The 23,352-nt window shown below is 69.7% G+C and carries 22 protein-coding genes and 2 pseudogenes; 10 read left to right on the top strand and 14 right to left on the bottom strand.

The features are described from left to right. Positions 1 to 69: 69 nt before the first annotated feature. Positions 70 to 270, bottom strand: a complete 201-nt coding sequence (locus ABT232_RS12980) for a hypothetical protein (protein WP_351839557.1) — start codon at positions 268 to 270, stop codon at positions 70 to 72. A 270-nt stretch (positions 271 to 540) separates the two neighbouring features. Here ABT232_RS12980 and ABT232_RS12975 point away from each other — a divergent pair, with 270 nt between their 5' ends. Together ABT232_RS12975 and ABT232_RS12970 are read left to right on the top strand one after the other, a co-directional pair. Beyond that, the gene (locus ABT232_RS12975; RefSeq protein ID WP_450872098.1) at positions 541 to 1,935 is read left to right on the top strand and encodes a helicase associated domain-containing protein; all 1,395 of its coding nucleotides are present in this window, start codon (positions 541 to 543) and stop codon (positions 1,933 to 1,935) included. A gap of 885 nt (positions 1,936 to 2,820) precedes the next feature. Continuing rightward, positions 2,821 to 3,012 (top strand): hypothetical protein, encoded by a 192-nt coding sequence (locus ABT232_RS12970; RefSeq protein WP_351839555.1) that lies wholly within the window; start codon positions 2,821 to 2,823, stop codon positions 3,010 to 3,012. 108 nt (positions 3,013 to 3,120) lie between these two features. Here the strand turns inward: ABT232_RS12970 and ABT232_RS12965 are convergent, their stop codons facing one another. The 4 genes from ABT232_RS12965 to ABT232_RS12950 all read right to left on the bottom strand — a co-directional run bounded on the left by ABT232_RS12965 (position 3,121) and on the right by ABT232_RS12950 (position 7,332). After that, entirely contained in the window at positions 3,121 to 4,188 is a 1,068-nt protein-coding gene (locus ABT232_RS12965; protein WP_351839553.1) for a hypothetical protein, read from the bottom strand. A gap of 119 nt (positions 4,189 to 4,307) precedes the next feature. Then, entirely contained in the window at positions 4,308 to 4,556 is a 249-nt protein-coding gene (locus tag ABT232_RS12960) for a hypothetical protein (RefSeq protein WP_030793427.1), read from the bottom strand. Positions 4,557 to 4,584: 28 nt separating this feature from the next. Continuing rightward, entirely contained in the window at positions 4,585 to 5,724 is a 1,140-nt protein-coding gene (locus ABT232_RS12955; RefSeq protein WP_351839551.1) for a hypothetical protein, read from the bottom strand. A 210-nt stretch (positions 5,725 to 5,934) separates the two neighbouring features. Next, entirely contained in the window at positions 5,935 to 7,332 is a 1,398-nt protein-coding gene (locus tag ABT232_RS12950; protein ID WP_351839550.1) for a replication-relaxation family protein, read from the bottom strand. Between the two features lie 665 nt (positions 7,333 to 7,997). Here ABT232_RS12950 and ABT232_RS12945 point away from each other — a divergent pair. Then, positions 7,998 to 8,432 (top strand): hypothetical protein, encoded by a 435-nt coding sequence (locus tag ABT232_RS12945; RefSeq protein ID WP_351839548.1) that lies wholly within the window; start codon positions 7,998 to 8,000, stop codon positions 8,430 to 8,432. Positions 8,433 to 8,915: 483 nt separating this feature from the next. Here the strand turns inward: ABT232_RS12945 and ABT232_RS12940 are convergent, their stop codons facing one another. After that, on the bottom strand, positions 8,916 to 9,824 hold the full coding sequence (locus ABT232_RS12940; protein ID WP_351839546.1) for a hypothetical protein: 909 nt from the start codon (positions 9,822 to 9,824) through the stop codon (positions 8,916 to 8,918). Between the two features lie 70 nt (positions 9,825 to 9,894). Then, a pseudogene (mobF, locus tag ABT232_RS12935) lies at positions 9,895 to 10,809 on the bottom strand (MobF family relaxase); the annotation flags it as partial. A 338-nt stretch (positions 10,810 to 11,147) separates the two neighbouring features. Between mobF and ABT232_RS12930 the strand changes: the two are divergent. Together ABT232_RS12930 and ABT232_RS12925 are read left to right on the top strand one after the other, a co-directional pair. Continuing rightward, positions 11,148 to 11,354: a hypothetical protein gene (locus tag ABT232_RS12930; RefSeq protein WP_351839544.1), complete on the top strand. Its 207-nt coding sequence runs from the start codon at positions 11,148 to 11,150 to the stop codon at positions 11,352 to 11,354. Positions 11,355 to 11,664: 310 nt separating this feature from the next. Then, a complete protein-coding gene (locus ABT232_RS12925; protein WP_351839542.1) occupies positions 11,665 to 12,297 on the top strand; it encodes a chloramphenicol phosphotransferase CPT family protein in 633 nt (210 codons plus the stop codon). A gap of 16 nt (positions 12,298 to 12,313) precedes the next feature. On the opposite strand, the pseudogene ABT232_RS12920 reads toward ABT232_RS12925, so the two are convergent. After that, positions 12,314 to 12,553: pseudogene (locus ABT232_RS12920) on the bottom strand (transposase); the annotation flags it as partial. Then, positions 12,442 to 13,014 carry a GmrSD restriction endonuclease domain-containing protein gene (locus ABT232_RS12915; protein ID WP_351839540.1) on the bottom strand — a complete coding sequence of 191 codons (573 nt, stop codon included), beginning with the start codon at positions 13,012 to 13,014 and terminating at the stop codon, positions 12,442 to 12,444. The pseudogene ABT232_RS12920 and the gene ABT232_RS12915, both read right to left, overlap by 112 nt. Positions 13,015 to 13,389: 375 nt before the next feature. Here ABT232_RS12915 and ABT232_RS12910 point away from each other — a divergent pair, with 375 nt between their 5' ends. Then, positions 13,390 to 13,578 (top strand): hypothetical protein, encoded by a 189-nt coding sequence (locus ABT232_RS12910; RefSeq protein WP_351839539.1) that lies wholly within the window; start codon positions 13,390 to 13,392, stop codon positions 13,576 to 13,578. Here ABT232_RS12910 and ABT232_RS12905 read toward each other — a convergent pair. The 5 genes from ABT232_RS12905 to ABT232_RS12885 all read right to left on the bottom strand — a co-directional run bounded on the left by ABT232_RS12905 (position 13,575) and on the right by ABT232_RS12885 (position 19,495). Next, on the bottom strand, positions 13,575 to 13,949 hold the full coding sequence (locus tag ABT232_RS12905) for a hypothetical protein (RefSeq protein ID WP_351839537.1): 375 nt from the start codon (positions 13,947 to 13,949) through the stop codon (positions 13,575 to 13,577). The two genes, ABT232_RS12910 and ABT232_RS12905, sit on opposite strands and share 4 nt — an antisense overlap. 90 nt (positions 13,950 to 14,039) lie before the next feature. Then, entirely contained in the window at positions 14,040 to 14,357 is a 318-nt protein-coding gene (locus ABT232_RS12900; protein ID WP_351839535.1) for a hypothetical protein, read from the bottom strand. Positions 14,358 to 14,960: 603 nt separating this feature from the next. Next, complete coding sequence (locus tag ABT232_RS12895) at positions 14,961 to 15,194, bottom strand: helix-turn-helix domain-containing protein (protein WP_351839533.1); 234 nt, start codon at positions 15,192 to 15,194, stop codon at positions 14,961 to 14,963. A 336-nt stretch (positions 15,195 to 15,530) separates the two neighbouring features. After that, positions 15,531 to 15,893, bottom strand: a complete 363-nt coding sequence (locus ABT232_RS12890; RefSeq protein WP_351839531.1) for a hypothetical protein — start codon at positions 15,891 to 15,893, stop codon at positions 15,531 to 15,533. Positions 15,894 to 16,771: 878 nt separating this feature from the next. Next, positions 16,772 to 19,495, bottom strand: coding sequence for a non-ribosomal peptide synthetase (locus ABT232_RS12885; RefSeq protein WP_351839529.1), 2,724 nt, complete (start codon positions 19,493 to 19,495; stop codon positions 16,772 to 16,774). Positions 19,496 to 19,727: 232 nt separating this feature from the next. Between ABT232_RS12885 and ABT232_RS12880 the strand changes: the two genes are divergently transcribed. From ABT232_RS12880 to ABT232_RS12865, 4 genes are read left to right on the top strand one after another with little or no spacing between them, the layout of a single operon-like run. Continuing rightward, on the top strand, positions 19,728 to 20,525 hold the full coding sequence (locus tag ABT232_RS12880) for an FkbM family methyltransferase (protein ID WP_351839527.1): 798 nt from the start codon (positions 19,728 to 19,730) through the stop codon (positions 20,523 to 20,525). A gap of 1 nt (position 20,526) precedes the next feature. Then, positions 20,527 to 21,351, top strand: a complete 825-nt coding sequence (locus ABT232_RS12875; RefSeq protein ID WP_351839525.1) for a thioesterase II family protein — start codon at positions 20,527 to 20,529, stop codon at positions 21,349 to 21,351. Positions 21,352 to 21,369: 18 nt separating this feature from the next. Next, the gene (locus ABT232_RS12870; protein ID WP_351839523.1) at positions 21,370 to 22,374 is read left to right on the top strand and encodes an ornithine cyclodeaminase family protein; all 1,005 of its coding nucleotides are present in this window, start codon (positions 21,370 to 21,372) and stop codon (positions 22,372 to 22,374) included. Continuing rightward, positions 22,371 to 23,291 (top strand): MBL fold metallo-hydrolase, encoded by a 921-nt coding sequence (locus tag ABT232_RS12865; RefSeq protein ID WP_351839521.1) that lies wholly within the window; start codon positions 22,371 to 22,373, stop codon positions 23,289 to 23,291. Before ABT232_RS12870 ends, ABT232_RS12865 begins: the two co-directional genes overlap by 4 nt. The last annotated feature ends 61 nt before the right edge of the window (positions 23,292 to 23,352 follow it).

Genomic DNA, 23,352 nt, shown 5'->3' with positions numbered 1-23,352 from the left:
TTCGTTCTGCGGTGTGCGCGGATGGACAGGTACAGGGGGCCAGGCCTTCTGGCCCCCTTCCATACCTGGCTAGTCCTCGTCCGGGAGGACCAGGCCCATATCTCGCAGCGTCGAGATCAGATCGAGCCACTCACCCGTGTTGCCCGGCTCGTGATCGATCGTGGTCACGTTGCCGTCCCGGGAGAAGAACCAAGATCCCTCCAGGCTCTGCCAGCTCTTGAATCCCTGACGGTCCAGCGCCGCGAGAAGCACGTCCATCCGATTTGCCATGTCGATACCACCCCCAAACCTTGCTCGTGTCAAGAGATAATCCCGAGCAACCTACTAGCAACCCTTGCTTCTGGCAAGGCGGCGATTTGAGGGCCCGGTTACAACGCCGACCAGTCCGTCTCGCACGAAGATCGAGACCTGCTGGAGGGCTTCACGAGTCACCCGGGCAGCGGAATATCAGCAGGTCAGGTCAACAACAAACACACCCAACTCCCCCACCACCCCTAGATAATCGACACCAAGAACTGCGACTCCGTCTACTGGGCCGACGTGCGCGGCTCGATGCCGGATCTCGTCCAGGCCGTCGGCCGGGCGCTGCGCATGCAGCCGGGCGAGGGGAAGGTGGCCAGCCTGGTCGTACCGGTTCTGCTGGGGCAGGGCGAGACGGCGGACAACATGCTCACCTCCAGGGCGTTCGGCGGGCTCGCGAAGCTCCTTGAGGCGCTCAGGGCGCACGATGCCCGGGTGGTGGAGCAGCTCGCCGAGCAGCAGGCGCAGAGTCGTGTCAGGGGCGTTCAGAGCCGCAGCGGGGGCCAGGAGAGCCGGGGCGAGGGCAACGGGTCCGGCGGGCCGTCGACGTCCGCTCGCCAGCTGCTGAAGTTCTCCACGCCGCGGGATCCGGCGCAGCTGGCGGCGTTCATCAACCTGCGGGTTCTCAACCCGGAGCACGAGCACTGGAGGCGCGGGGTGGAGGCGGCCGTCATCTACGTCCGCGAGCACGGTGATTTGAAGGTGCCGTTCACGTTCCGGGTGCCCGGCCGCGATGACCCAGAGGCCGAAGGCGAGGGGTGGCCAGCCGCGCTCGCCGATTTCCCGCTGGGGCAATGGATCGCCGACGCCAGGCGGTTCTACGCCCGCGGGGACATGGACGAGGACCGCGTCGAGCAGCTGGAGAAGCTGGGCATGGTCTGGAGCCACTTCGACGTCGCGTGGGAGGAAGGTCTCGCGGCGGCGCGCGGGTGGGCGGCTGAGGCGGGCCACCTCCTGGCGCCGCTGGACGCCACCTACCAGGGCTATCGGGTGGGCATCTGGTTGAAGAACGCGCGGGCTGCCGCTCGGAAGGCGCAGGAGATCGAGCAGCGGCGTGCCGAGGGCCTGCCGGTGGAGTCGGCGGCCGGGGCGCTGTCGGACGAGCGGCGCGAGCAGCTGGAGGACATCGACCCCTCCTGGTGCCCGGCCTGGCCGGTGGAGTGGCAGCGCTGCTTCCACCTCGTCCGGCTGCACCTGGAGGCCGGCGGCGAACTGCCGACCGAGCCCGGCGAGGTCGTGCACCAGGGCGAGGACCTCGGACGGTGGGTGCGCTCGGTCCGGCTCGAGTGGGACAAGCTCAGCACCGTGCAGCAGTGGATGTGTGAGCAGGTCCTTGGGATCGAGCCCGCGGCCGAGGACGAGAAGCCGCCCCCGCGCCGTACGCAGGCCGATAAGTGGGCGATGAACTACGAGGCCGCCAAGCAGTTCTTCGAGCGCGAGGGGCACCTTCGGGTGCCGAGGAAGCACGTCGAGTGGATCGCCGTCGGCGGCGATGGGAGTGGCGGCAGCGGCGAGGACCAGGAGGTTCGGGAGCTTCGCCTTGGTGCATGGATCGGGAATCAGCGCAGCCGAGCCGCGACGCTGTCTCCGGAGCGGGTGGAGCTGCTGTCCGCGATCGGGATGCGATGGACGTGATAGACGTCGCCGTCACCGCGGTCGTCGCGCTCGCGGCCGGCTATCTGCTCGGACGGCTGCGTCCGTGGCGTCGCCTGGGCGACTAGCGCCAGAGGGGCCTCAGGCCTACGGCTTCCCCGGGTCGACGTCGCGCTCTACACCACGGCGTCCGTCGACGCAATCGACTGGGAGCAGCTGTGCGCGGTGAAGAAAGGCCGTCGCTCCCCGCTCGCTGCGCTGGCGAAGCAGGCCGCCCCGGCCTGACCCGGGACGACGACGCCGTGCGGCAGGCCGTCGTCGACACCTGGTCCACGTCGTCACCGCGCCGCACACCAGCTGGCGCATCATGCGCACCCCAGCCACCCAGACGCTAGCGCCGAAGCCCGTACGCGATCCGGAATGGGTCGCCCACCACACCCGGGCAGACAAGGGAGGCACCGCGTGAGCACCGAGCAGCACGACGCGACGCGTACGGCCAGGAGCTGGCCCGCATCAGCCACCACCAGCACGAGGCCACCGAGGCGCGGTTCACCGTGTTCCAGGCCCTGGCCGCCGTCGGAATCGGACACGAGCAGGCCGACGACATCGTGTCGAAGCTAGAGGCTGGGGCGGTGGCCGGCGCCCACACCTGGATCTCCGAGAGCAGCGCCCCGCACGGATCCGAGCAGCACTTCCAGGACGGCTGGCACGCAGGAGTCCGCGACGTCGCCACCTACCTGCTGCGCATCGCCGACACCACCGCCGCCACCGGGCGCGGCCGCGCCGCCTCCAGCGCCACGTTGGTCGCCCACCTCCAGCAGCCCGCCTCCCCCGCCCCGCAGAAGGCTTCGGTGGAGGACCCAGGCCCGGCTCTGACACTGGACGCGAAGGACGTCCTGGCGGCCGCGGAACGCTTCCCGTGGGCCCTTGGCCGCACCGTGCGAGCGGCACTGGCCGGACGGGGCGTTCCTGGACGTCGCGCTGAGCGCGGTGCGCACCGAGGAACGCCAGGGGTACATCGAGCGCCTGGAGGCTTTCGTGGAGCAGCACAGCGCACGCCTGGAGGAGCTGCTGCACGCGTACGGGCCGGGCGGCAGGCCCGCCTCGCACTGCCGGTAACGCGCTGAGACGATCTTGAGTTCGCGTGGGGAGACCGCGCATCCGCCTCAGCCCGGACCCAGCAGAGGGGCCGGACAGGGTGATCCTGTCCGGCCCCGCTGTCGTCGGTCAGCCGAAGTCGAACGTCTCCTGGGAGAAGTCGGTCGGCGCCGGGGTGGGCGAGGGCGCCGGCGGGCCGTCCTGGCGGGCAGCCTTCCAGCGTTCGGCCAGCTCGTCCTTCCAGCCCTTCGGTGGAGGCCACGGCACGCCCCAAGCGGCGAGCTGGTCTCGCTTCCAACCGCCGGCAGGCGTGCGAGCGGCTTCGATCTCTTCGGGTGAGGGCAGGTACGTCATGGATGGTGAGCGTTCCGTGTTCAAGAGTTGTCCCGCAATGCGGTGACGAAAGACCGAGAGGTCAGATGCCTTGCTCAGAGGGAGCCACCCGTCGGGCATGGGAGAGCTCGCAAGCAAGGGAGGTTGAGGGCCGACGGGCGCGTAGTACATCTCGGCACGTTCTTCCCACACGGTCGACTTCAAGGCGACCTGCTCGTCGAACACTTCTTGTCGAAGTTTCAGCATCCCGGCTTCGTTCAGTGCCCAGACAAAATTAAGGAGTTCGATTGTGCCGACCATCGCCCAGGCCACCAGGGGCACAGCGGCGCGAAACCGATCGCGCAGTCCGAAGATGTCCCCTTCCTTGCGTCGCTGGGGATCGTGATGCACCACGTCTCCGTAGATCCAGGCCATGGCCAGCCCATGCGCATCGAGGTCACGCTCTTCGCCCGTGGACGTGTCAGCGACCATGACCCAATAGCCGGATTCGTCGCGCGTGGAGGGGCTTGCCCGTGTCCGCCACTCAGCGCGTGCGGCACGTATCCACGCCGCATCTTGTGGCGCTGCTCGACAGGTGTAGCCCAGAGCTGAGAGCGCCTTCATGTGAAAGCAGTCCTCCTGCTCCATCAGAATTGGCCTGATACGCGCTGCCGCAGACTCGACCACTTCCTCGGGCGGGAACTCGTACGAGATCCGGACCACGCTGCGGTCGACACGGACGTTGATGCTCATGCGGGTCAGCTCGACAAGGGCGTCCCAGTCGGCGGCCAGCGAGTGCTCCTCCACCCTGCGGGCCCTCAACACAAAGGCTTCCAGCAAGCGCTGGTGCTTCTCGTCAAGAGTCTCCGTCTGCCCGCGGCTCACGCTTCCCCCTCGCATCGATCGCTTCCAGCGTGACGTGCCTTCTCCGGCGTATCCATCCAATTCGCCGGGCTGGTCCTTGCCAGGAGGAGAAGCGCTGCTGGTCGGGAGGCGTGCCCAGCTCAGCGGCGCAGGCGCGAGAGCCAGCCGGTGGCCTTCTGCTCCGGCACGGCCGGCTCCTGCTCCTCGCGCGTCGCGTCCGGCCAGGCTTCCTCCCAGTCGGTCCCGTGTCGCTGGTCGCAGTCCCCGCACAGGGTCGGACGGGCCTCCGGAGGGAGGGCGTCCCAGCCGGTGCACCCCACCGCTTGCCACCGCTCGTACGTGAACGCTGCCTTGCACTCGGTGCGGCGAGGTCGGCGGGCGTAGCGCATGAGGGCATGCTGTATGGATCTCCGGGCCTCAGCTCTTGCCGACCCCGCTCAAGAACAACTCTTCGAACCGCTGATACTCGCGGCGCAGGCTGCCCTCCCCTGTGTAGGCGGCGTGCGTTGCAAGGAAGAGACGCGGTCCCGCCCAAGCACCGTTCGACCACAATTGGATCAACCATGCCGGAGCTGTGCCGATGTCCTGGGACAGTTCAACCCACACCGCCGTGTCGGCAGCATGCTCGCCGTGAGCCATCGACGAGCCGCTCGTCCAGGCGTACCCCTCGATGCCGATACGGCGCTCAAGGTTTTCGCTGAGCCAGTCAATCGAAAGGGGTGTGATCTCGGAGGTGCGACGGCCCCTCTTCACAGGCCAGCCCCGGTCCTTGGCGTAAGCCAAGATGTCGCTGATGTCCTTCGCAGGATCGCGGTTGGTCCTGTGCGCGTCATCCACATCGGCGTCGTTCTCAACGAGCTGGTTGGCATCGGTATCGCCGCCTAGCATTTTCCTGAGACGGATACCTGCCGAGAGTCGTGCGAGGCGACGCGTCAGGGCACGTTGCAGGCGCTCGTCAGTGCTGATGGTCGGGTCGATTACCGCTGTGGCCCACAGACACGCCTCGAAGACGCCACGCGCGACCGAGACCGCGCCCATCAGCGATTTCTCTGCACGAAGCAGGACGGCGAAACCCCGAAGCTGATCGGCGGCGCTGAGGATGTTGACCGCTGATTCATACCGGAGAACCGTTGCGGCTGGTTCGGCGCGGTCACCGAGCATGACGTCCGGGACCTTCATGTCCTCTCGCGCCGGGCTCTTACGCTTCGATTTCCAAGGCTTGAGGCCCAGTTGCGTGAAACCGTCGGCTATTTCGTCGACCGCTGCCGCAAGCGCGTCGCGACGCGCATGTGCCTCCTGCCTGCCTTGGCGCAGCTGGACGAGGATATCCATCGCCCACGCCTCGCTGTCCTTGCTCGTATCGCCTTCGCTTGTCACACGCCACACCCTGCCAGACGGCTCCGACCAAGAAGTAGCGCTTTCCGTCCCGTGCTCCTTCGCGGCGACCGCTACAGGGTGGTGGACTCCTGGTTCAGCTACGACCACCACGGCGACTTCGATAACGGCCTGCACATCTTCCTCGAACCGGTCACTGAGGAAGACGACCGGCTCCGGCACCTCGCCCCGACTACTTCCGGCAAGAGCCCGACGCCTGAGCACCGAAACCACAAGGCGCACCCGGCCCGGGGAGGGGCGCCTTATTAACGCCTCACGAAATCCTGGTCCGGCTGCGGCCCGGGTGGCCGTGGTCGGCGCCATAGCAGCTACTCGTCCTTACGGTCCATCCGTTCGGCCTAGCGGCTGCCGCTGGCAGCCCGGTCCGGTGCCTTACCTGCGGAAGCGGGAGAGCCAGGTGCCGCCGGCCTTCTGCTCGGGCACGGCCTGGTCGTGCTCCTGGTGCTCAGGCCCGGCCTGCTCGGCTTGGCGTTCGGCGGTGATGGCGCGCTGCCTGCAGTCGTCGCACAAGTGCGGGTGAGTCTCGCGTGGGGCGTCCCACCCGGCGGGCTCGATGGCCTTCCACCGTTCGTCGGTGAACCGGGTGCCGCAGTCGGCGCACACGGGACGGCGGGCCTCCCGCTCGGCCCGGTGCTGTGCGGCGATGCGGCGCAGTTCCTCCTGGTGCTCGCGCTGGCGGGCGGCGTACTCGGCTCGCTGGCGGGCGTCGGCCGCTTCGCGGCGCGGGTTGCCGATCGCCTCGAGGAGCGTCTGCTTGTGCGGTCGGCCGAAGCGCCGGAAGACCGCTCCCGCCGGGCCATGCTCCTGGAGCTGCTTCATGCCGGTGACCACGATGGGCAGCTTTCCCTCGTACATGTGGAAGCCCCCGTCGTACGCGGTGCCCTTCCAGTGCCGCTCGGTCAGCTCAGCCAGCTGCGCGATGACGGTGTCGGGGTTGCGCGGGCCGATCCGGTTGAAGACGAGCAGCAGCGGCGGGTGCGGCCGGTCGCCGTGGCGTCCGTCGGGCACCCACCAGCGGGTGCGCCACATCGGCCGCCCACGGCCGTCGACGTCCTTCACCTTCCGCTGGCAGAACCGCATGTACTTGTCGATCTTCCCGGCGAGGACCTTCGCGGACTCGAAGCAGTTGTCGATCTCCACGAACAGCAGCGGCACCCCGTCCTCGGGCGCGGTGATGACGATGTCCGCCTGGGCACCGCCCTTGCTCGGGTTGGCCCAGGTGCCAGTCGCGGGCAGCGCCACCTCGGTCGCGTAGGAGGCGATGGTGCCCAGCCCGGCGGGCGCGTCGACGGCGGTCTGGGCGGCGGCGCGGATGTCTGCCGGCTCCTTGGCGAGCTGGGTGAGGTCCGGCTTCGGGCGCAGCAGGGCGAGCACGGCTTCGTTGACCGTCATCGGGTGGGAGGCCCCGGTGCGGCCCGCGCCGCGGGCCGGGTTGCCCATCTCCCCCACCGGCCGCCCCAGCTCGCGGGCGGCGGCCTTCAGGCCCATCGGGGTGAGGTTGCGCAGCGTGTCCCCGCCCGGGAGCTGCCCGCCGTTCTCCGCCAGGCCGTGCTTGCGCAGATCGGACAGCGCCCCGGTGTGTGAGGCGGTGCGGGCCTGCTTCCGCTTCGACGGGGTCGGCTTGTCGGTGTGCCGGTAGCTCAGGTGCGGCGCTGAGATCTGCTGGATCTGTTCGACCGTCGCGACCTTCAGCACTCCGAGCACCCGCAGCACGTCACCGCGCAGGTTGTTCGACGACCTCGCCGGGTTCTCCTCACGCTTCCCCGCCATCAGCTGCGCTCCTTCCCCGTCGTCTGGCACGCGCGCCCGCCTGCCGCGCGCCGGCCGCGCCCGGCCGCCAAGGGCACCCGGCCCCCGAACCCGATGATCTCCTCCGCCACGGACATCACCCAGAAGTTCAGGAGTAGATAAGAGGGTTGTGACAACGCGGCGCGCGCCCGTATTTGTGTGCTGACCTGGGCTTTCTCCGTTCGGCTCGGTGCCGGGCACCAAAGTGGGTTCCACAGTGGCCTCCCAAGTGCGTGCCGCAGGAGGCCGGGACGGCTCGCCCGCCGGTGGTCGGGCCCGTGGTCGGGGCGAGCGCGCCGGGCGCCCGCCGGGGATCGGTGCGTGGTCATCGCAGTGGCTCCTTCGCTTCGGGCCGCCCTGGTGAGCGGGACTCGAGGGAGCAGCGTGCAACCGACCCCCTTGTCCGCGGTCTAACCGTGGCCAGGTCAAGGAGAAACACGGCGATGGTCAGGGCGGTAGCAGAGGTGGACAAGGGGTCAGGGTCGGGCTCGTGGTCGGCCCGACCACCATGGACAAGGGGGCCCGGTTTGACCCTTGCAGACCCGATTCGCCGGTTTCGGCTCGGGGGAGAGTTCCACAGGCTGGCGGGCCGAGCCTGCTGGGACGTCGCCGTGATCGGCATGGCGCCCGTACGTCAGGAGCTCTCCATGTCCCCCATCGTTCCCTCGCTGCCCCTGCGCCTGGTCCAGCTCGGCTTCGACTACGTCCTGGCCGTGGAGACCGGCAACGACGCCACGGCGGCCCGGCTCGCGCCCGAGATGGAGCAGCTGCCGGGGCTGCTGCCGGCCATCGCGGAACGGGTCGTCTTCCCCGTGATCGCGCTGTCCGACGACACCGACGCCTGCGCCGACTCGTTCGTCTTGGACGAGGTCGGCGTCCTCTACCTGATGGCGATCCGCGAGTGGGCCACGCACGCCCCCGCGACGGCCGCGCCGGGAATCGCCCGCACCATCGCGCACTTCGTCGGCCAGGTCCTCTCCGACGCCCCGACCGACACCGTCCGCACCCTGCGGGAGCTGCGCGCCGAACAGGTGGCGCGGGCCCGCACGGTGGTGGAGAACGTGGTGGCCCTGCACCGCTGACCGCTCCACCGCACCGGGTGGGTGCGCACCGGTGCGGTGGAGCGCACCCACCCGGTGCGCACCGAGTCCATCCGGTGCGCACCACGATGCGCACCACCGTCCATCCGGTGCGCTCCACTCGGTGGGCGGTGCGCGCACCGGTGCGGCGCCGGCGCGCGGGAGTGGTGCGCACCGGGTGGATGGTGGTGCGGTGAAGTGGGCCCGGGTGGAGACGGTGGAGGCGGTGCGTTTCTCCTTGACCTGAGCCGAGGTCAAGGAGAAACGCACCGGGTGGATGCGCGGCCCCACTCCCGTCGATGGCGTCCACTCCCACCCGGTGGCCTCCACTCGGTGAAGTGGATGACGAGCACGGTGGCGTCCACTCCCGGGCGGTGGACTCCACTCGGTGGAGTGGAGCCGGGGTCGTCGGTGCGCACCACCGCACCGGGTGCGCGCCATCGGGTCCACTCAGTGGCCGGCCTCCCGGCCGCGGTGCGGTCCGGGTTACTGTGGGTGGTGCGCCTGCTGGTCGTCCGGGCGCACTGGGCGCACCGCGTCGGCGTCGGCCTGTGCGGTGTGGCGGTGCGCGCGGGCGCGGGAGTCGTTGATCATCTTGTTGGCTGCCTCCTGGATGCGGCGCAGCCGGTCGGCGGCGAGATCGAGGGCTTCGACGTCCGTGCGGGATTCCCGCAGGGCCCGCAGCACCGTCATGTCGATCGCCTCTGGGCGCCCGGCCTCCTGCTCCTGGTCGTCGTGTTCGGGGTCGGCCGGCCCGGGCGCGAGCAGCTGCTCGGGCATCGCCGCCTGCTGATGGGCGACGACGTCGTACGCCCGGCCCCGCACGGCGGTGGTGGTGCGCAGCTTCTCCCGCACCACCGCACCGGCGAGGACGGCGCGCTCGTACTGGAGCGGGATGCGGGGCACCTCCCACTCCCCCGCATCCTGTCCCGGCGACCGGAGAGCAGCCGGCTCGCCGGGATCTGCCGGGGGCTGCCGGTCCGGGTCTGGCACCGGAGTCGGAGGGCGGCGGAGGGCGGGGATGTCGGACCGGGCCCACCGGGCGGTGTAGAGGCGGTAGCCGGCCTCCAGACCACGCACGTTCTTCGGCTCGCTGATGTCCAGGCAGTGGGCGGAGATGGCGGCGGCCACGATCTCCTCGTCCAGGCCGGGGTCGCGGCGGCGGCCTCGCAGGACGAGGGCGAGGTGGCGGCGGGCTTCGGCGAGCAGGTGCCGGCGGTGGAAGCGGCCGCCGTCGTTCATCACGAACACCGTCGCGGTGACGTCGGCAGCCGCCAGGGCGACGTCGACCGCGGCAGCGATGCGGGCCCGGATCGCCGCGGCTGCGGCGCGGGCCTGCTCGAGGAGGGAGTTGATGACGTCGGCGGCGACCTTGGAGGTGAGGATCGCGCTCACCTTCCACCAGGCGCCGCAGCTGCGCGAGCGGCTGGGTCTTCTGCTTGGGCGGGCGGGTCTTGCGGGCGGCGATCTGCTTCAGCTCGGCGCGGGCCCGCTCGGAGACTACGGGCAGGAACCGCGGGGTGCCGTCGTCGTCGACGGCGGTGACGTACTCGTGCTCCAGGTCCTTGAGGCAGGCGGCGATCTGGTCGCTGCGCCGGGCGGTCCAGCGGATCGGCTCGTGCGGCACCCCGGCAATTTCCATCACCGGCCGGCGCCCCGGGGTGACCGTGCGCGGCTCGGTCGCCAGCCCCATCGCCTCGCAGACCTCAGCGGCCACCAACTCGTTGCAGAGCGCGGAAGCCACGACCGTGTTCTCGTACAGGGCCGTGGTGTGGATCGAGCCCCACTTCCCGTCCGGGCGCTGCCCCTTCACGCTCAAAAGCAGATGGTCATGAAGCAAGGGCCGGCCGGAACGCGCCTCGTAGTGGCGGAAGCTGGCGGCGACCAGACCGCCGGGCGGCCTCACCCGGTAGATGCCGTCCTTGCCGTACCGGATCACCGCCACCTCGTCCTCGATCCACTCCAGCACCCGTACGATCGCCCGCTCGTGCGCAGCCTCGATCACCCGCCGCGTCGCCTCAATCCCCAGCGCCCACAGCAGGTAGACCGTCGGCTGCGGCCGGAACACGAAATCAACACCGGTCACCATCACCCGGCGTCCGAGAGCGCCGGCCCGATACACCTTCTTCGCAGAGTCGCCCTTCGCGAGCCGGTCGGCCTCGATCCGGTCCGCGTACGGGTGCCGGCCCCGCTCACCGAACAGGTTCCACAGCTGCGCCTCGGTGACCTCCTCACCCGGTGCGAGCCCGAGCCCGGCAAGACCACGGCCCATCCATCGCCCGACCGGAACACCGGCCTGCTCCTGGCCGGCGCGCAGCGGCATGCGGGCCGGGCGGCGACCGTCACCGACAACGGTCTCACGCAGGTAGTAGCGGTACATCTGACCGGCCCGGACCACCCTGACATCCACTGTCATGCAGACCACGCCACACAGCCCTGACCTGCAAAACAAGGCCGATCAGCACCACCTCCCGCCAGACGGGAGCAGCAGCCGAACTTTCTTCTCAGGTGCCCGCCAGGCGGAAAGCGGCCCCAGGCCAAACGCAAATGTCATCGCTCTCAGGTCAGGCAGCCCCCACAGCCCTGACCCGAACGCCACCGACAAGCACCACTGAGCATCACCACACGCCACGGAACGAGCACCGCCAAAGAAGCCCCCGCTACAGCAACCCCCGGCGCCCGCCAGGGGCTTCGTCGTGCTGCCCGGAGGAGACCACCGTGCCCACCTTCGAGACCCTCCCCCGCTTCACCACCGACCCCCAGCACCTCACCCCCGCCCAGCGCCGGTGCTTCCGCCGCGTCGTCCTGGACGCCTTCGTCCCCGACCTGCGCACCGGCCACCACTTCCGCCCGGCTTCAAGAGAGGAGATGGAACGGGGCCCATGCCGGACGCAGCCGGCACCGACCCGCGCTGCTGCTGCATGACGGAACAGCGGCGCGCGGAGGCGCCAGAGCTGCCAGCCCTCACCTGAGCGCTTCTGCGACCCGTCAAGCTCGGGGCCGTGCCGCACGAGCACGCGCGTTCCGGGTGAACGGAGCGGCGTCCGGCGCTATCGGCGCCTTGCAGGAAAAGCGTGCTGGCTTTGTTCACGAGTTTGGGTTCTGGCTCAACTTCCGTGATCGGTTACTCAACGTATCCCGGGAGAGGGCTGGGTTCTGAGGGTGACCTGCCGTTGCTCCCGCCGACGGACGATGATGATCCGGTTCGACTGGTGATCGTGAAGGAGCTTCCCACATGCCCAGACCTGGTGATGACGGAACTGCTGAGGCGGCTGACTGCGGCGGTGTCCCCGCTCCGGCCGCCAGTGGCCGGATCATCTTCCTGAATGGGACGTCCAGCTCGGGTAAATCCAGCATCGCGAAAGCACTGCTCCTGATCTTGGACGAGCCGTCCTTCCATATGCCTGTGGATTCCTTCCACGCAATGCGCTCTCGCGGAGAGGTCAGTACGGAGGAGCTGCCCGAAATTCTGCGACGCACGTGGATGGGATACCACCGGGCAGTCGCGGGCATGGCTGCGGCTGGCAACAACGTCGTGGTGGACCATGTGCTGAGCGAGGAATGGCGTCTGCTGGACTGCCTCGGGCTCTTCTGCCCCAGGAATGTCGTCCTGGTCGGTGTGCGATGTTCACTGGAAGAACTGGAGCGGCGCGAACTAGCGCGTGACGATCGCCCGCTGGGCCTCGCGGCCCGGCAACTCCAGCAGGTCCATGCGCATGGACTGTATGACCTCGAATGCGATACCACTACAGCCAGTGCTCTGGACTGTGCACGGCAGATCAGCGCCTTCCTTCCGCAACGGCCGGTTCCGACCGCGTTCCAGCAGCTTCGAACCAAGCTGCGCCCAGACCTGCCGGCCGCCGACTGACAGGCCCACGGCAGTGTCATGACATCAGAACGCGTTTCCGCAGGAGTGCACAGCCCGCGCAGCCGAACATCCGGCGCTTGAGCATCTTGATCCGGCTGACATGGCCTTCGACGACACCTGAGTTCCAGGGCAGGGTGAGGCCGGCTATGACGGCGTCCCGGTCTCGGTCGATACCGGCGGCGAGGGTGTGCAGGCTGGACAGGTCGTCCTGCCGGACGGCGTCGAGCCAGTCCGGGAGAAGCTCACCCTGCCGCTGACCGCGATCAGGGACCGCTCGTCGCCGAGGTCGTTGGCGTAGGCCTCGCGCTCCTTCGCCGTCCACTGCGAGGCGCCGGAGTCCCAGGCCTCGGCGAGCGGGACCAGGTGGTCGACGTCGAGGCCCCCAGGGCTGCTGATGTAGAGGTTGTCGTACGGGCTGTACCACTCGCCGCCGCTGAGCTTGCAGCCCGCGGCCTGCTCCGGGGTAATGAACGCCTCCGCCTTCAGGACCTCGTTGCGGGTGGAGCAGCCGTCCTTGTCGGCGTCCACCCAGTGCCGGAAGCTGCTGCGCTGGTAACCAGCCCGGCTTTCCTCGTCGGTGGGGAGGATCTTGACCGCGTCGTGCAGCGGCAGGGCGAGGGTACCGCCCGCCTCGCCGAGCGGTCCGGCGGCGTGGGCGGGCGTGATGAGAGCGGCGACGGCGGCGGTGGCGGCCGCGAGGGTGGCGAGGAGACGCACGGGGCGGGCCCCTTCCAGGAAGATCCGACTGGTCGTGATCTTCGTAGCGGGACAGGCCATGCCGTGGTGCGTTCACCCGCGCGCATGGATAGTCGGACCACGCGGGGCGTGCTGCGCCGACCGGCGGTCTACGGTGCGGGGACTACCACGGCAACGGGGAGGGCGGATGAGAGGCAGGGCGGCCGTGATCGCGGTGCTGGCCACGCTGGAGCAGCAGCAGGCGGAGGCCGGCTGGCTCGTCGACCGGCACGACCTGCTTCCCACGGCAGGACTGGAACGGGCCCAGCGCCTCGGGCCGCCTGGCCTCCGACCACGCCCGCGGCGTCGATCCCCGCCCGTGCGTCGTTGAACAGGGCTGCGACGGCGAACTGCGCGTTGCTCAGCGGACTGCTCGGCGAACAAGCCTGGAGGCAGTCCGGCCTGGGCGCACTGGACGACATTGAGCAGCTCAAGCGCCGCATCACCGAACTTGAGCAACAAACCGTGGAACTCACGCGCCTGCTCGACGAACGCCAACAAGAGCTCGACGCCGCTCGAGTCACCAACCGTGAGGACGGACCCTAGTCGACGCCCACGGATAATTCCTTGAGCAGTTTGTCCATCCAGAACGTGCCCACGGCCGTGGTGGTGGCGGTGTTCCTGGTGATGAGCAGATGTGGGTTGGTGCTGTTCGGCCACCGGCGGTGGCGGTAGGCGAGATACTGGCTGATCGCCTCGGCGGTGTAGTCGTCCAGGGGACGATTCAAGCCCTCGGGGTCCAGTCGCCGTCCGGGCAGGTCCACATGCTCGGCCAGCATCGAGCGAATGTGGCGGGCGGGCAGCGCATGGATGCCGGACAGGGCTACGACCACTCGAAGGGCCGGATTCTGCAGTGCGGCGACTGCGACGGATTCCACCTCGTCAGCAGTGAGTGATGCGGGGATCTTGATCGCCACCTTGCCTCCCTTGATGCCTCGCATCGGGTTGGCGAAGATCAGCCGCTCGGCCTTGAGCGTGCTGAACAGCGAACGCAGGGCACTGGCGTCCTATGCGCGATAGGGCCGGTCGGCGAGCCAGCTGGTGATGTCGTCGCGGGTGGCCTGCCGCAGGGTTGTGTACTTTCCGGCGTACTCGGTCAGGAACGGCAGGATGCTCCTCAGGTTCGTGATGACCGTTGCGCGGGCACGAGGCCGACGGCACGGAGCCCCGTGTCTCAAGATGCCGATCCAAACGTCCAGCTCAGTGTGGACATCTAGGGCAAGGAACGCCAGGTGCTCCTCGCACCAGGCGTCGAGCGCGTCAGGCCGATCGTCGAGGAAGATGTCGAGTTCCTCGAACACCTCCAGGACGTGGTTGGCCGGCACTGCTGTGTGGGTGAGCTGGGTGATGGTCGAGGCCCGGATTCGCTCCCCTGGTCGGTGGACCGCGCAGAGAATGCGGATGCCGCGTCACACTGAGCCGAGAGTGCGGGGCGGCCAGCCGCGCAGTTCCGCGATCCGGTCGGCCCGGGCACTCAAAGATGCGGACAGCTGAGGATCGAGTGGTGGCGCTTTGCTGCTGACTCCGCGAAGCTCGCGCGGCATTTCGAACAGCAACAGCTCCGTCCAGCGTGCTGGAACACGATCCGGCCGCTGTGACTGTGGTTCCGGCGGAACAGGCTGAGGCTGGGGACCTCCGCGTGGTCGCAGGGTGCCGATGATGAAGAGCTGGTGTCCTGTGGGCGGCTACTGTCAGGTCGACGCGGGTCTTGTTGTCCGGTCCGGCGATCAGACTGGCCTGTCGGCGACAGAGGCGGCAGATCCCGTCCAACGCGGCGACTTCGCGTCTGCAGACGTCGCAGCGGTGGCTGGTGGCTTTCGAGGTGAAGCCCCAGCACGCTTTGCAGCGAGGTCGGTCGATCCAGCCCCATCCAAAGCAATCCCGGTAACTGCGGGTGGCCCAGGGTCGTGATCGCCGGACGGGCGTGCTCATAGCGGCGGCCCAGATCGACCCGGTCGGCTCTGGTGCATGATCGGGCTGCCGCCGACGACCTGCTTCTCCGCCTCCAAGGTCGCGGTCTCCTGCCGGCCGCTGACCTTCTCCGGGATGAGAAGGTCGGAGGTCGTGCAGTCGAGCACCTCGCAAATGATGTCGAGGTCGGCCAGGTGCACGGTCAGCGGTCGTCCGGACCACAGGTGGGACATCTTGCCGGCCGAGATCACCGCTCCGGCGTCTGCCAGGGCAGCACGGTCGGTTCTTCACCCTGGAGGCTGCTAACACCTCGCGAACTGAGCGTCCCGGCGGCCATGGCCGGGCGGCGGCAACGGTGGCCCGGCTGCTGGGCTGCACGGCGTCGGCGGGAGAGCCTGTGGTTCCTGGAGGGCGAGGCGGAGCCGACCGCCCGGATGCGGCCGGGACCATGGGCCGAGGACCGGGACACGGCCTTCTACGTCGCGCTCTGCCTGCGCGCCGCACAGCACTCCGTGCGGAACGGCTGCCCGATGACCTACTCCTGACAACGGCTGACACGACGACCGCTCGGAGCTGCTGGCCTCCTACTACCGCGAACCCCTCCGCATCGCCGGGTCGCCGTCGGCGTCCGCGGCCTCGACCCGGACGGTGTAGCTGCCCAGATCCGCGAGGTCCAGCGGCTGCTTGGTGTGCCACTCACCGTCCTCCGGCGTGCCGGAGACGAGGACGAACGCGTCGCTCTCCACGACGGCGACCTCCTGCTGCGTGGCGGCGGAGACGATATGAGCCCTGATCTCCGTGATGGCGCTGTCGGAGCCGGCACTGACAGCGAGTGTGCCGAGGTCGTCGGAGACGCTGTTCGCCCACCGAACGTCAGGAGCTTGCCCCTCCACGGCCTTCGCCGCCGAAGCGCCGGCCAGCAGGAGCACAACAGTACCGATGGCGGCCAAAGCCGCCGGTCTTCTGGACACAAGTCCCCCCAGGGTTGGTCGAGAACGGAACCGCGGTCCCCCACATGCCTATGGTGTGCGCCGCGACTGATGGGCTCTCTACCGCATGGGTCCGACATCGGTCCCATGAGTTTTGATTACCGGACCGGACGGAGCTGTGGACACGGGCGGAGGACAAGATCTGGACACGGTCCGCGTACGGGCCCTGCCGCCCAGGTGCCCCCACTGCTTCCGCACGGTGTCCGCGAGGGTTTTCGCGCCCAGCGCCGCGATAGACATTCCCTCGCCGTGAAGCGGGCTGACGGTCGCGAGGGCGTCGCCGATCACGACCAGCCCTTCGGCCACGCCTTGGCCTTCTCCATAGCTACGGGCGTTGCTGGTGCTGTGGCTGGTGAACACCGGTGTCGGCCGCTGTGCTACTGCAGTGGGCTATCACCGACGGCTGTCAGGATTTCGCCCTCGCCCTCAGACGCGCGGAGACACTTGCCGCCGGGGCGACCGTCGTGCTGACCGCTCCGCTGCGCCGACCACCTTGTGCTACACGTCGTCGGCGGCCTGCACCAGGCGGCGCCCCAGGCCCGATGCGGGTCCCTTCTCCAATTTTGACGACGCCTGCCTGCTGGGTCCGGCCGGACGCAGCAGGCAGCAGCGGGCCGCTGTCCGCCCGAGCTGGAGTCTTCCTCCGGCACCGCTCGTGCTCCCGCGCTGCGACCGTACCGAGACGATCGGGGGCCGCGATGCAGCGGAGCACGTCCTCCCCAGAGCCGCTTCCCCAGCCACCGCGTGCGGACCGTGCCGCCCTGTCACCGCAGGTCGTCCGGCAGGTACGACCAAGACCGGTTTCATCACGGGGTGCAGCACCAACGATGTTGCGGGACTCACGAACCGGCCAGGGCCGCCACCACCTCGCGGACCGTCGGGTGGCGGTAGAGCTGGCGCAGGCGGAGCGTGGGCATGCCCTCCGCCCGCATGGCGGCGAAGCTCTTCACGGCGGTCACCGAGTTACCGCCGGCCTCGAAGAAGTCGTCGTCGAGTCCCACGGGAACACCCAGGAGTTCGGACCACAGCTCCACCAACCGGGCGGCCATCGCGTCGTCCGCCGTGGGAACGCCGCTGTCGGCTGCCCGCGCCGGGTGGCGCGGCGCGGGCAGCCTCGCCACGTCGACCTTTCCGCTGGTGGTCAGCGGAAGCGCGCCGACCGGCGTGACCGTCGCGGGGACCATGTAGTCGGGCAGGACGGCCGCGGCGTAGGCGCGCACCTCCGTGGCGTCGTCGCCGTCCAGCACGACGTAGGCGTCGAGACGCACTTCGGCCGGGCCGTCGTCGCTCGCCGGGCGCACGACCACGGCAGCGGCCCGCACCGCGGCGTGTTCGAGCAGCACGGTCCGAATCTCGTCCAGCTCGATGCGGAATCCCCGGACCTTCACCTGGTTGTCGAGACGCCCCAGGTGCTCCAGGGCGCCGTCCGGCCGGAGCCGGCCCCGGTCACCACTGCGGTACATCCTGCCCTCGCGGTACGGGTCGGGCAGGAACCGCTCGTCGGTGAGGTCCGGCCGGCCGACGTAGCACTCGGCGACACCGGCCCCGCCAACGTGGATCTCCCCCGCCACCCCCGGTGGCAGGAGCCGGCCCGCGGGGTCCATGACGTAGAGATGCCAGCCTCGAAGCGGCGTGCCGACCGAGCGCGTGGCCGCCTGCGCGAGTTCCCGGGTGACGGTCTGCGCGGTGACATGCACGGTGGTCTCGGTGATGCCGAACATGTTCACCACCCGGCAGCGGTCCTCCGGGTGCCGGTCGAACCAGGGCAGCAGCATCCTGGCGTCCAGCGGCTCTCCGCCGAGGATCACCAGCCGCACGGGAACGTCGGCGTGGTCCACGGAGAGGAGGTTGCCGAGCGCCGAGGGCGTCTGATTCAGGACGGTGACCCCGTGCCGCACCAGCAGATCGCGGAACTGCTCGGGGTCGCGGGAGGTGAAGTGAGGCACCACCACCAGGCGGCCTCCCGTCAGCAGGCAGCCCCACATCTCCCATACGGAGAAGTCGAAGGCGCTGGAATGGAACAGCGTCCATACGTCCGCCGCCCCGAGCCCGAAGTCCGCGCGGGTGGCCTGGATCAGGCTCAGCACGTTCCGGTGCGGTACGGCGACGCCCTTGGGCCGGCCGGTGGAACCGGACGTGTGGATCACATACGCCGTGCTCCGGCCGCCGGCCTCGCCGTCGGTGCCGGGCACGTCGGTGTCGGCGTCGGCGTCGGCGTCGGCGTCGAAGGAGTCGTCGGCCAGCAGTTCCTCCGGAGTCACCGCCCGGTACCGGTCCTGCCCGGGGAAACCCGCGAGCCGGGTCACCAGCAGGCGCACCGCCGCGTTGTCCGCGGTGTAGGCGAGCCGTTCGGCCGGGTAGGCGGGGTCGATCGGCACATAGGCCGCTCCCGCCTTCAGCACTCCGAGGAGCACGACGACCAGTTCCGCGGAGCGCTCCAGACACACGCCGACCCGGTCGCCGGCGCGGACGCCGCGGGCCCGCAGGCCGGCGGCGAGGACCTCGGCGAGCTGGTCCAGTTGCCCGTAGGTCAGCTCGACGTCGTCGTCGCACACCGCGACGGCGTCGGAGGCGGAAGCGGCGACCCGGGCGAACGCCTCGTGCACGGTGCTCGCCTCAGGGGCCAGGGCGGCGGCCGAGCTGCCCAGGGCGACGACCCTGCGGCGCTCCTCGTCGTCGAGGAGCGAGACGTCGGCGGCGAGAGCGTGCGGAGCTTCCCGCACCTGCCGGTACACATGTGCCAGGTGCCGGGTGAACTGCTCGGCGATCGGAGCGCAGACATGGCTCAGCAGGTGGTCGCAGCGCAGCCAGGACCGGCCGTCCACCCGGCGGACGACCGAGAAGGTGAGGGGGAAGGCCGGCAGGAGGGAGGGAAGGTACTCCTCGTCATCGCCCAGCGGCTCCTCGTCGACGCCCGGCAGCGTCCCCGCTTGCACCGGGCGTCCCGCCGGCGGATGCGGCCGCCGGAGCACATCGTCCAGGGTGCCGCTCACCCGCACCTCGACCGGGCCCTGACCGCTGCCGACGACGACCTCGTCCGGCCCGTCGGGCTCGTAGCGCGCAAGGGTCACGGCGAGCGCGGCCCGCAGGGTCGCTTCGTCGGCGGGGGTACCGGGCGCAAGAGCGGCCCAGGCCGTGGCGAACCGGTGCCCGGCGCCGCGGGCCAGACCCCAGTCCGGTGGCGGGCCGACCGGTGCCGCCGTCGACTGCGCGGATGCGGCGCCGAAGCGTTCGAACTCCGCGCGCACGGTGTCCCAGCCGGCACCCGCGGCCCGGCGCGTCAGGCGGCGGAGTTCCGTCGTGTCCAGCAGCCCGCGGGACGCCACGACCATGAGGTCGGCCGGTCCGTCCGGGTGGCGGAACAGGTAGGCGTGAATGGCGCCGGGCGCCGCGGCCGCCGCCTGGCGGCATGCCTCCTGCGCCCGAGCGTCACCGGACGCGAACGACACGTCCACCGCCGTGAGGTACGGCACCTCGCCGGCGCCGAACCGCCGCGTCAGGACCTCCACCTGCGCCGGGTCGCTCAGTCGAACCCGCACCGCGTGGTTCAGTGCCCCCGCCATATACGCGCTCCTCCAGTTTGCCGGATGAGCACGTACGGTACGAGCGCCTCCACCCGGGGACCGGCAGTATCGGCGGCGGCTCGTCGGCAGTGGGTCCGCCTCTCACTCCGGCCTCGCGCGGTCGGTGTCCGCCGCGAGGAATCCGCCTTCCGGTCGCCTCCGGTACTGCCGGTGTCCGCGGCACCGGCTCCCTAGCCTCGGGGCGATGGCGTCAGGTGAAGGAGCTCCCCCGGTGGCGGTCCAGAGAACACTTCCCAACGGAACGTCCGTCTTCAGCCTCAACGGCAATGAGACGGACTACCTGTACCGAGAGATCTTCCACGACGAGTCCTACCTGCCTCCCCAGGGATGGAACATGCCGGCGCGGCCGGTCGTCTTCGACGTAGGGGCCAACATCGGGCTGTTCACCCTCTTCGCGGTCGAGAGGTGGCCCAGCGCCCGGGTGTTCTCCTTCGAGCCGGTTCCCGACGTCTTCGACGCCCTTCGGCGCAACACCGGGCAGCTGGCCGGCGTACATCCGCACAACATCGCCCTGGGAGACGTCGACCAGACGCGCGAGCTGACCTACTACCCCAACTACACGATGATGTCGGGCTTCGACGCCGATCCGGCGGTCGACAGGATGCTCGCCGCGGCGTTCGTCAGCAGCACCGCGGAGTCTCTGGACGACGAGCTCCGGGAGGCGTTCGTCCAGGAGGTCCAGGGACTTGTCGAGGACTGCCTCGACGAGCGGCGGCTGGTCAGCTGCGACGTGCAGCGCCTGGAGACCTTCGCCGCACAGGCGGGCGTGGACCGCATCGACCTCCTGAAAGTGGATGTCGAGGGGTTCGAGGTACCTGTGCTGCGGGGCATCGGCGACCGTCTGTGGCCGGCCATCGGCAACGCCGCCGTCGAGGTCGCCGACCGCGCCGGGGCGCTGGACGCGGTGGTCTCCCTCCTTGAGGCCCACGGCATGCGGACCTCCGTGCGACAGGCCGCCGAATACCGGAAGACCGACCTCTACACCGTCTTCGCCTGGCGGGTGGTGTGAGATGGCCGGCTTCTCCCCGGCACTCGATCCGCGTGGGCTGCTGGCGTCGAAGCGGTGGGTGGTGCGTCCCCGGCGCGTCGCCGACCCAGGGCTCAGGGTCTTCTGCCTTCCGCACGCCGGAGCCGGCGCGGCGGCCTTCACCCCCTGGGCCGGCCATCTGCTCCCGGACGCCGAACTGTGCGCGATCCGCTTCCCGGGCCGGGAGAATCGTATCGACGAAACTCCTTTCGAGGACCTGCCGTCGCTGATCACCGCGCTGGAGCAGGCGATCGTCCCGCTCATCGACCGGCCGTTCGTGCTCGCCGGGCACTGCTCCGGCAGTGTCGTCGCGCTGGAACTGGCGCACCGTCTACGCGGCAACGGCCGTGCGCTCCCGGCAGCGCTGTTCGTGTCCTCCATCGCAGGCCCCGCCCGGCGTACATCGGAGGCGATCCATCTGCTGCCGCGCGAGGCGTTCTTCGATCGCGTCGCGCAGTACGGCGGTATCGACTCCGCCGTACTCGCCGATCCCGAGGTCATGGACGTCTTCGAGGCCACCCTGCGCGCCGACTTCCGGCTGGTGGAGGAGAGCCGGCACGTGTCCGAGGAGCCCCTGCCGGTGCCGATCGTCGCGGTCGGCGGCCGCAGCGATCCCTTCGTGACCTTCGACGGCCTCTCGGCATGGCGGGAAGCGACGAGCGAGGCGTTCTCGCTGCACCACGTCGACGCCGGCCACTTCGTGCTGGACCAGGTGATGGAACAGATCACGGACGCCCTGCCCGTCCTACTGCGCCGGGCGGGCCGGGGCGGCGGTGGCCGGCAGGCCCGCGACCACCAACCGGTGTGACCTGAAGGAGATCTACACATGGCCATCGTCCTGACGAACGACGACGTACAGCGGGCAACGGACATCCAGGGCGTACTCGATGCGCTCGACGCGGCCTACCGCGAGGAGTACGCGGGGCAGGCGACGATCACCGAGCGGGTGAACCTGCGGTTCGAGACGGGGTGGCTGCGCCTGATGGCCGCGGCCCTGCCCGGCCTGGGGGTCGTCGGCTACAAGGAGTTCCACCTGGTCGGCAGTGCGGTGACCTTTCAGGTCAATCTCTTCGACCTGCGCACCGGTGAGTTCCTCGCCGCCGTGGACGGCAATCACCTCACCGTGCTGCGCACGGCCTCGACCGCGGCGCTCGCCGCGTCCCGCCTGGCTCCCGACGCCTCGGTGGTGGGCATCATCGGATCCGGAGCAGAGGCACGTATGCAGGCGACGGTGCTGAGTGAGCTGCTCGACATCAAACGGATGTCCGTCCACAGCCCGCGCAGGGAGCGGCGCGATCTCTTCGCCGCGGACCTCTCCGCCCGTCTCGGCCTGGACATCGAGCCGTGCGCGAGCGGGGCCGACGCCGTCGCGGACGCCGATCTCATCATGGTCGCCACGAACACCGGAGGCAGCGGGCCGGCCTTCTTCGCGGACTGGACCCCGGACGCCGCACACATCAGTTCCACCGGATCGACCCTGCCCGAGGAGCGGGAGCTGGACTCGGAGGTGTGGCGGGTCCCCGAACTGATCGTCGTGGACCGACTCCAGGCTCTGGACGAGTCGGGAGACGCCCTCGTGGCGGCCCGGACCGGGGCCCTCGACACCGGCCGGGTGATGACGCTGGCCGAGCTGTGCGGCCGTGGCCTCGCCGGGAACACTCCGCGGCGCACGCTCTTCAAGTCGGTGGGCTCGCCTTTGCAGGACGTCGCGGTGGCCGCGTACGCCTACCGGAGCGCGAAGGCCCTGGGACTGGGCACCCGGCTGGACGGGTTCCCGTCCGTCAAGGGCAGCGTTCCCGTGCTGACCGGCGGCCAGCGGAGCCCTCGGTGAACTTCACGTCGCGCTCGGAGACCATCGAGATCAGCGACGGCGTCTACGCCTATGTGCAGCCCGACGGCAGTTGGTTCGTCAACAACACCGGTTTCATCACCGGTCGGCAGGGTGTCATCAGCGTCGACACCTGCGCCACGGAACGGCGGACCCGTGCCTATCTCGACTCCATCGCCACGGTGACACGCCTCCCGGTCCGCACGCTGGTCAATACGCATCATCATGCCGATCACACGTACGGCAACTTCCTGCTGCCCGGAGCGACGGTCGTGGGGCACGAGCAGACCCGGGCGGAGGTCATGGCGTTCGGGCGGCAGGTGAACCGGGGCGTGTGGAACGACGTGGAGTGGGGCGAGTTCGAGCCCGCACCGCCGTTCCTCACCTATACCACCGGGGTCACGCTGTGGGCCGACGACCTCCGCTGCGACGTGCGGTACGTGGGCATGCCGGCGCACACGACGAACGACTCGCTCGTCCATCTTCCCGAGCATTCCGTGCTGTTCGCCGGCGACCTGCTGTTCCCCGGAGGCACCCCTTTCGTCCTCATGGGGTCGCTGAGCGGCGCGATCGAGGTGCTGGAGAAGGTGATACGGCCGCTCGGCGCACGGACCATCGTGTCAGGGCACGGTCCGGTGGGCGGGCCCGAGGTCATCGACGACATGCTCGGCTACCTGCGCTTCGTGGAAGATCTCGCCCGCCGGGCCCGTGAGGCCGGGCTGACGCCTCTGGAGGCGGCCCGCGAGGCCGGCCTCGGCCGCTTCGCGGATCTGCTGGACGCCGAGCGCATCGTGGGAAATCTGCACCGCGCGTACGCCGAACTCGACGGCGCCGCTCCGGGTGCCCGGATCGACACGGCCGCGGCCTACCGGGACATGGTGGCCTACAACGGCGGACGTCCGCTGACCACCCACGCCTGACCACACTTTCACCGACGCCACCGCCCGCGCGATGGGCAACGACAAGGAATCGGGCATGCTC

The organism is Streptomyces sp. NPDC001532, from assembly GCF_040298625.1.
Lineage (GTDB): Bacteria > Actinomycetota > Actinomycetes > Streptomycetales > Streptomycetaceae > Streptomyces.
The sequence above is the reverse complement of the archived record's forward strand: the minus strand, read 5'-3'. Positions and strand labels throughout refer to the sequence as shown.

What these genes read in the sequence shown, in the direction of transcription:
- ABT232_RS12980 (WP_351839557.1), bottom strand. Translation starts at nt 270, where the DNA reads ATGGCAAATCGGATGGACGTGCTTCTCGCGGCGCTGGACCGTCAGGGA.
- ABT232_RS12960 (WP_030793427.1), bottom strand. Translation starts at nt 4,556, where the DNA reads ATGCGCTACGCCCGCCGACCTCGCCGCACCGAGTGCAAGGCAGCGTTC.
- ABT232_RS12950 (WP_351839550.1), bottom strand. Translation starts at nt 7,332, where the DNA reads ATGGCGGGGAAGCGTGAGGAGAACCCGGCGAGGTCGTCGAACAACCTG.
- ABT232_RS12945 (WP_351839548.1), top strand. Translation starts at nt 7,998, where the DNA reads ATGTCCCCCATCGTTCCCTCGCTGCCCCTGCGCCTGGTCCAGCTCGGC.
- ABT232_RS12925 (WP_351839542.1), top strand. Translation starts at nt 11,665, where the DNA reads ATGCCCAGACCTGGTGATGACGGAACTGCTGAGGCGGCTGACTGCGGC.
- ABT232_RS12885 (WP_351839529.1), bottom strand. Translation starts at nt 19,495, where the DNA reads ATGGCGGGGGCACTGAACCACGCGGTGCGGGTTCGACTGAGCGACCCG.
- ABT232_RS12875 (WP_351839525.1), top strand. Translation starts at nt 20,527, where the DNA reads ATGGCCGGCTTCTCCCCGGCACTCGATCCGCGTGGGCTGCTGGCGTCG.
- ABT232_RS12870 (WP_351839523.1), top strand. Translation starts at nt 21,370, where the DNA reads ATGGCCATCGTCCTGACGAACGACGACGTACAGCGGGCAACGGACATC.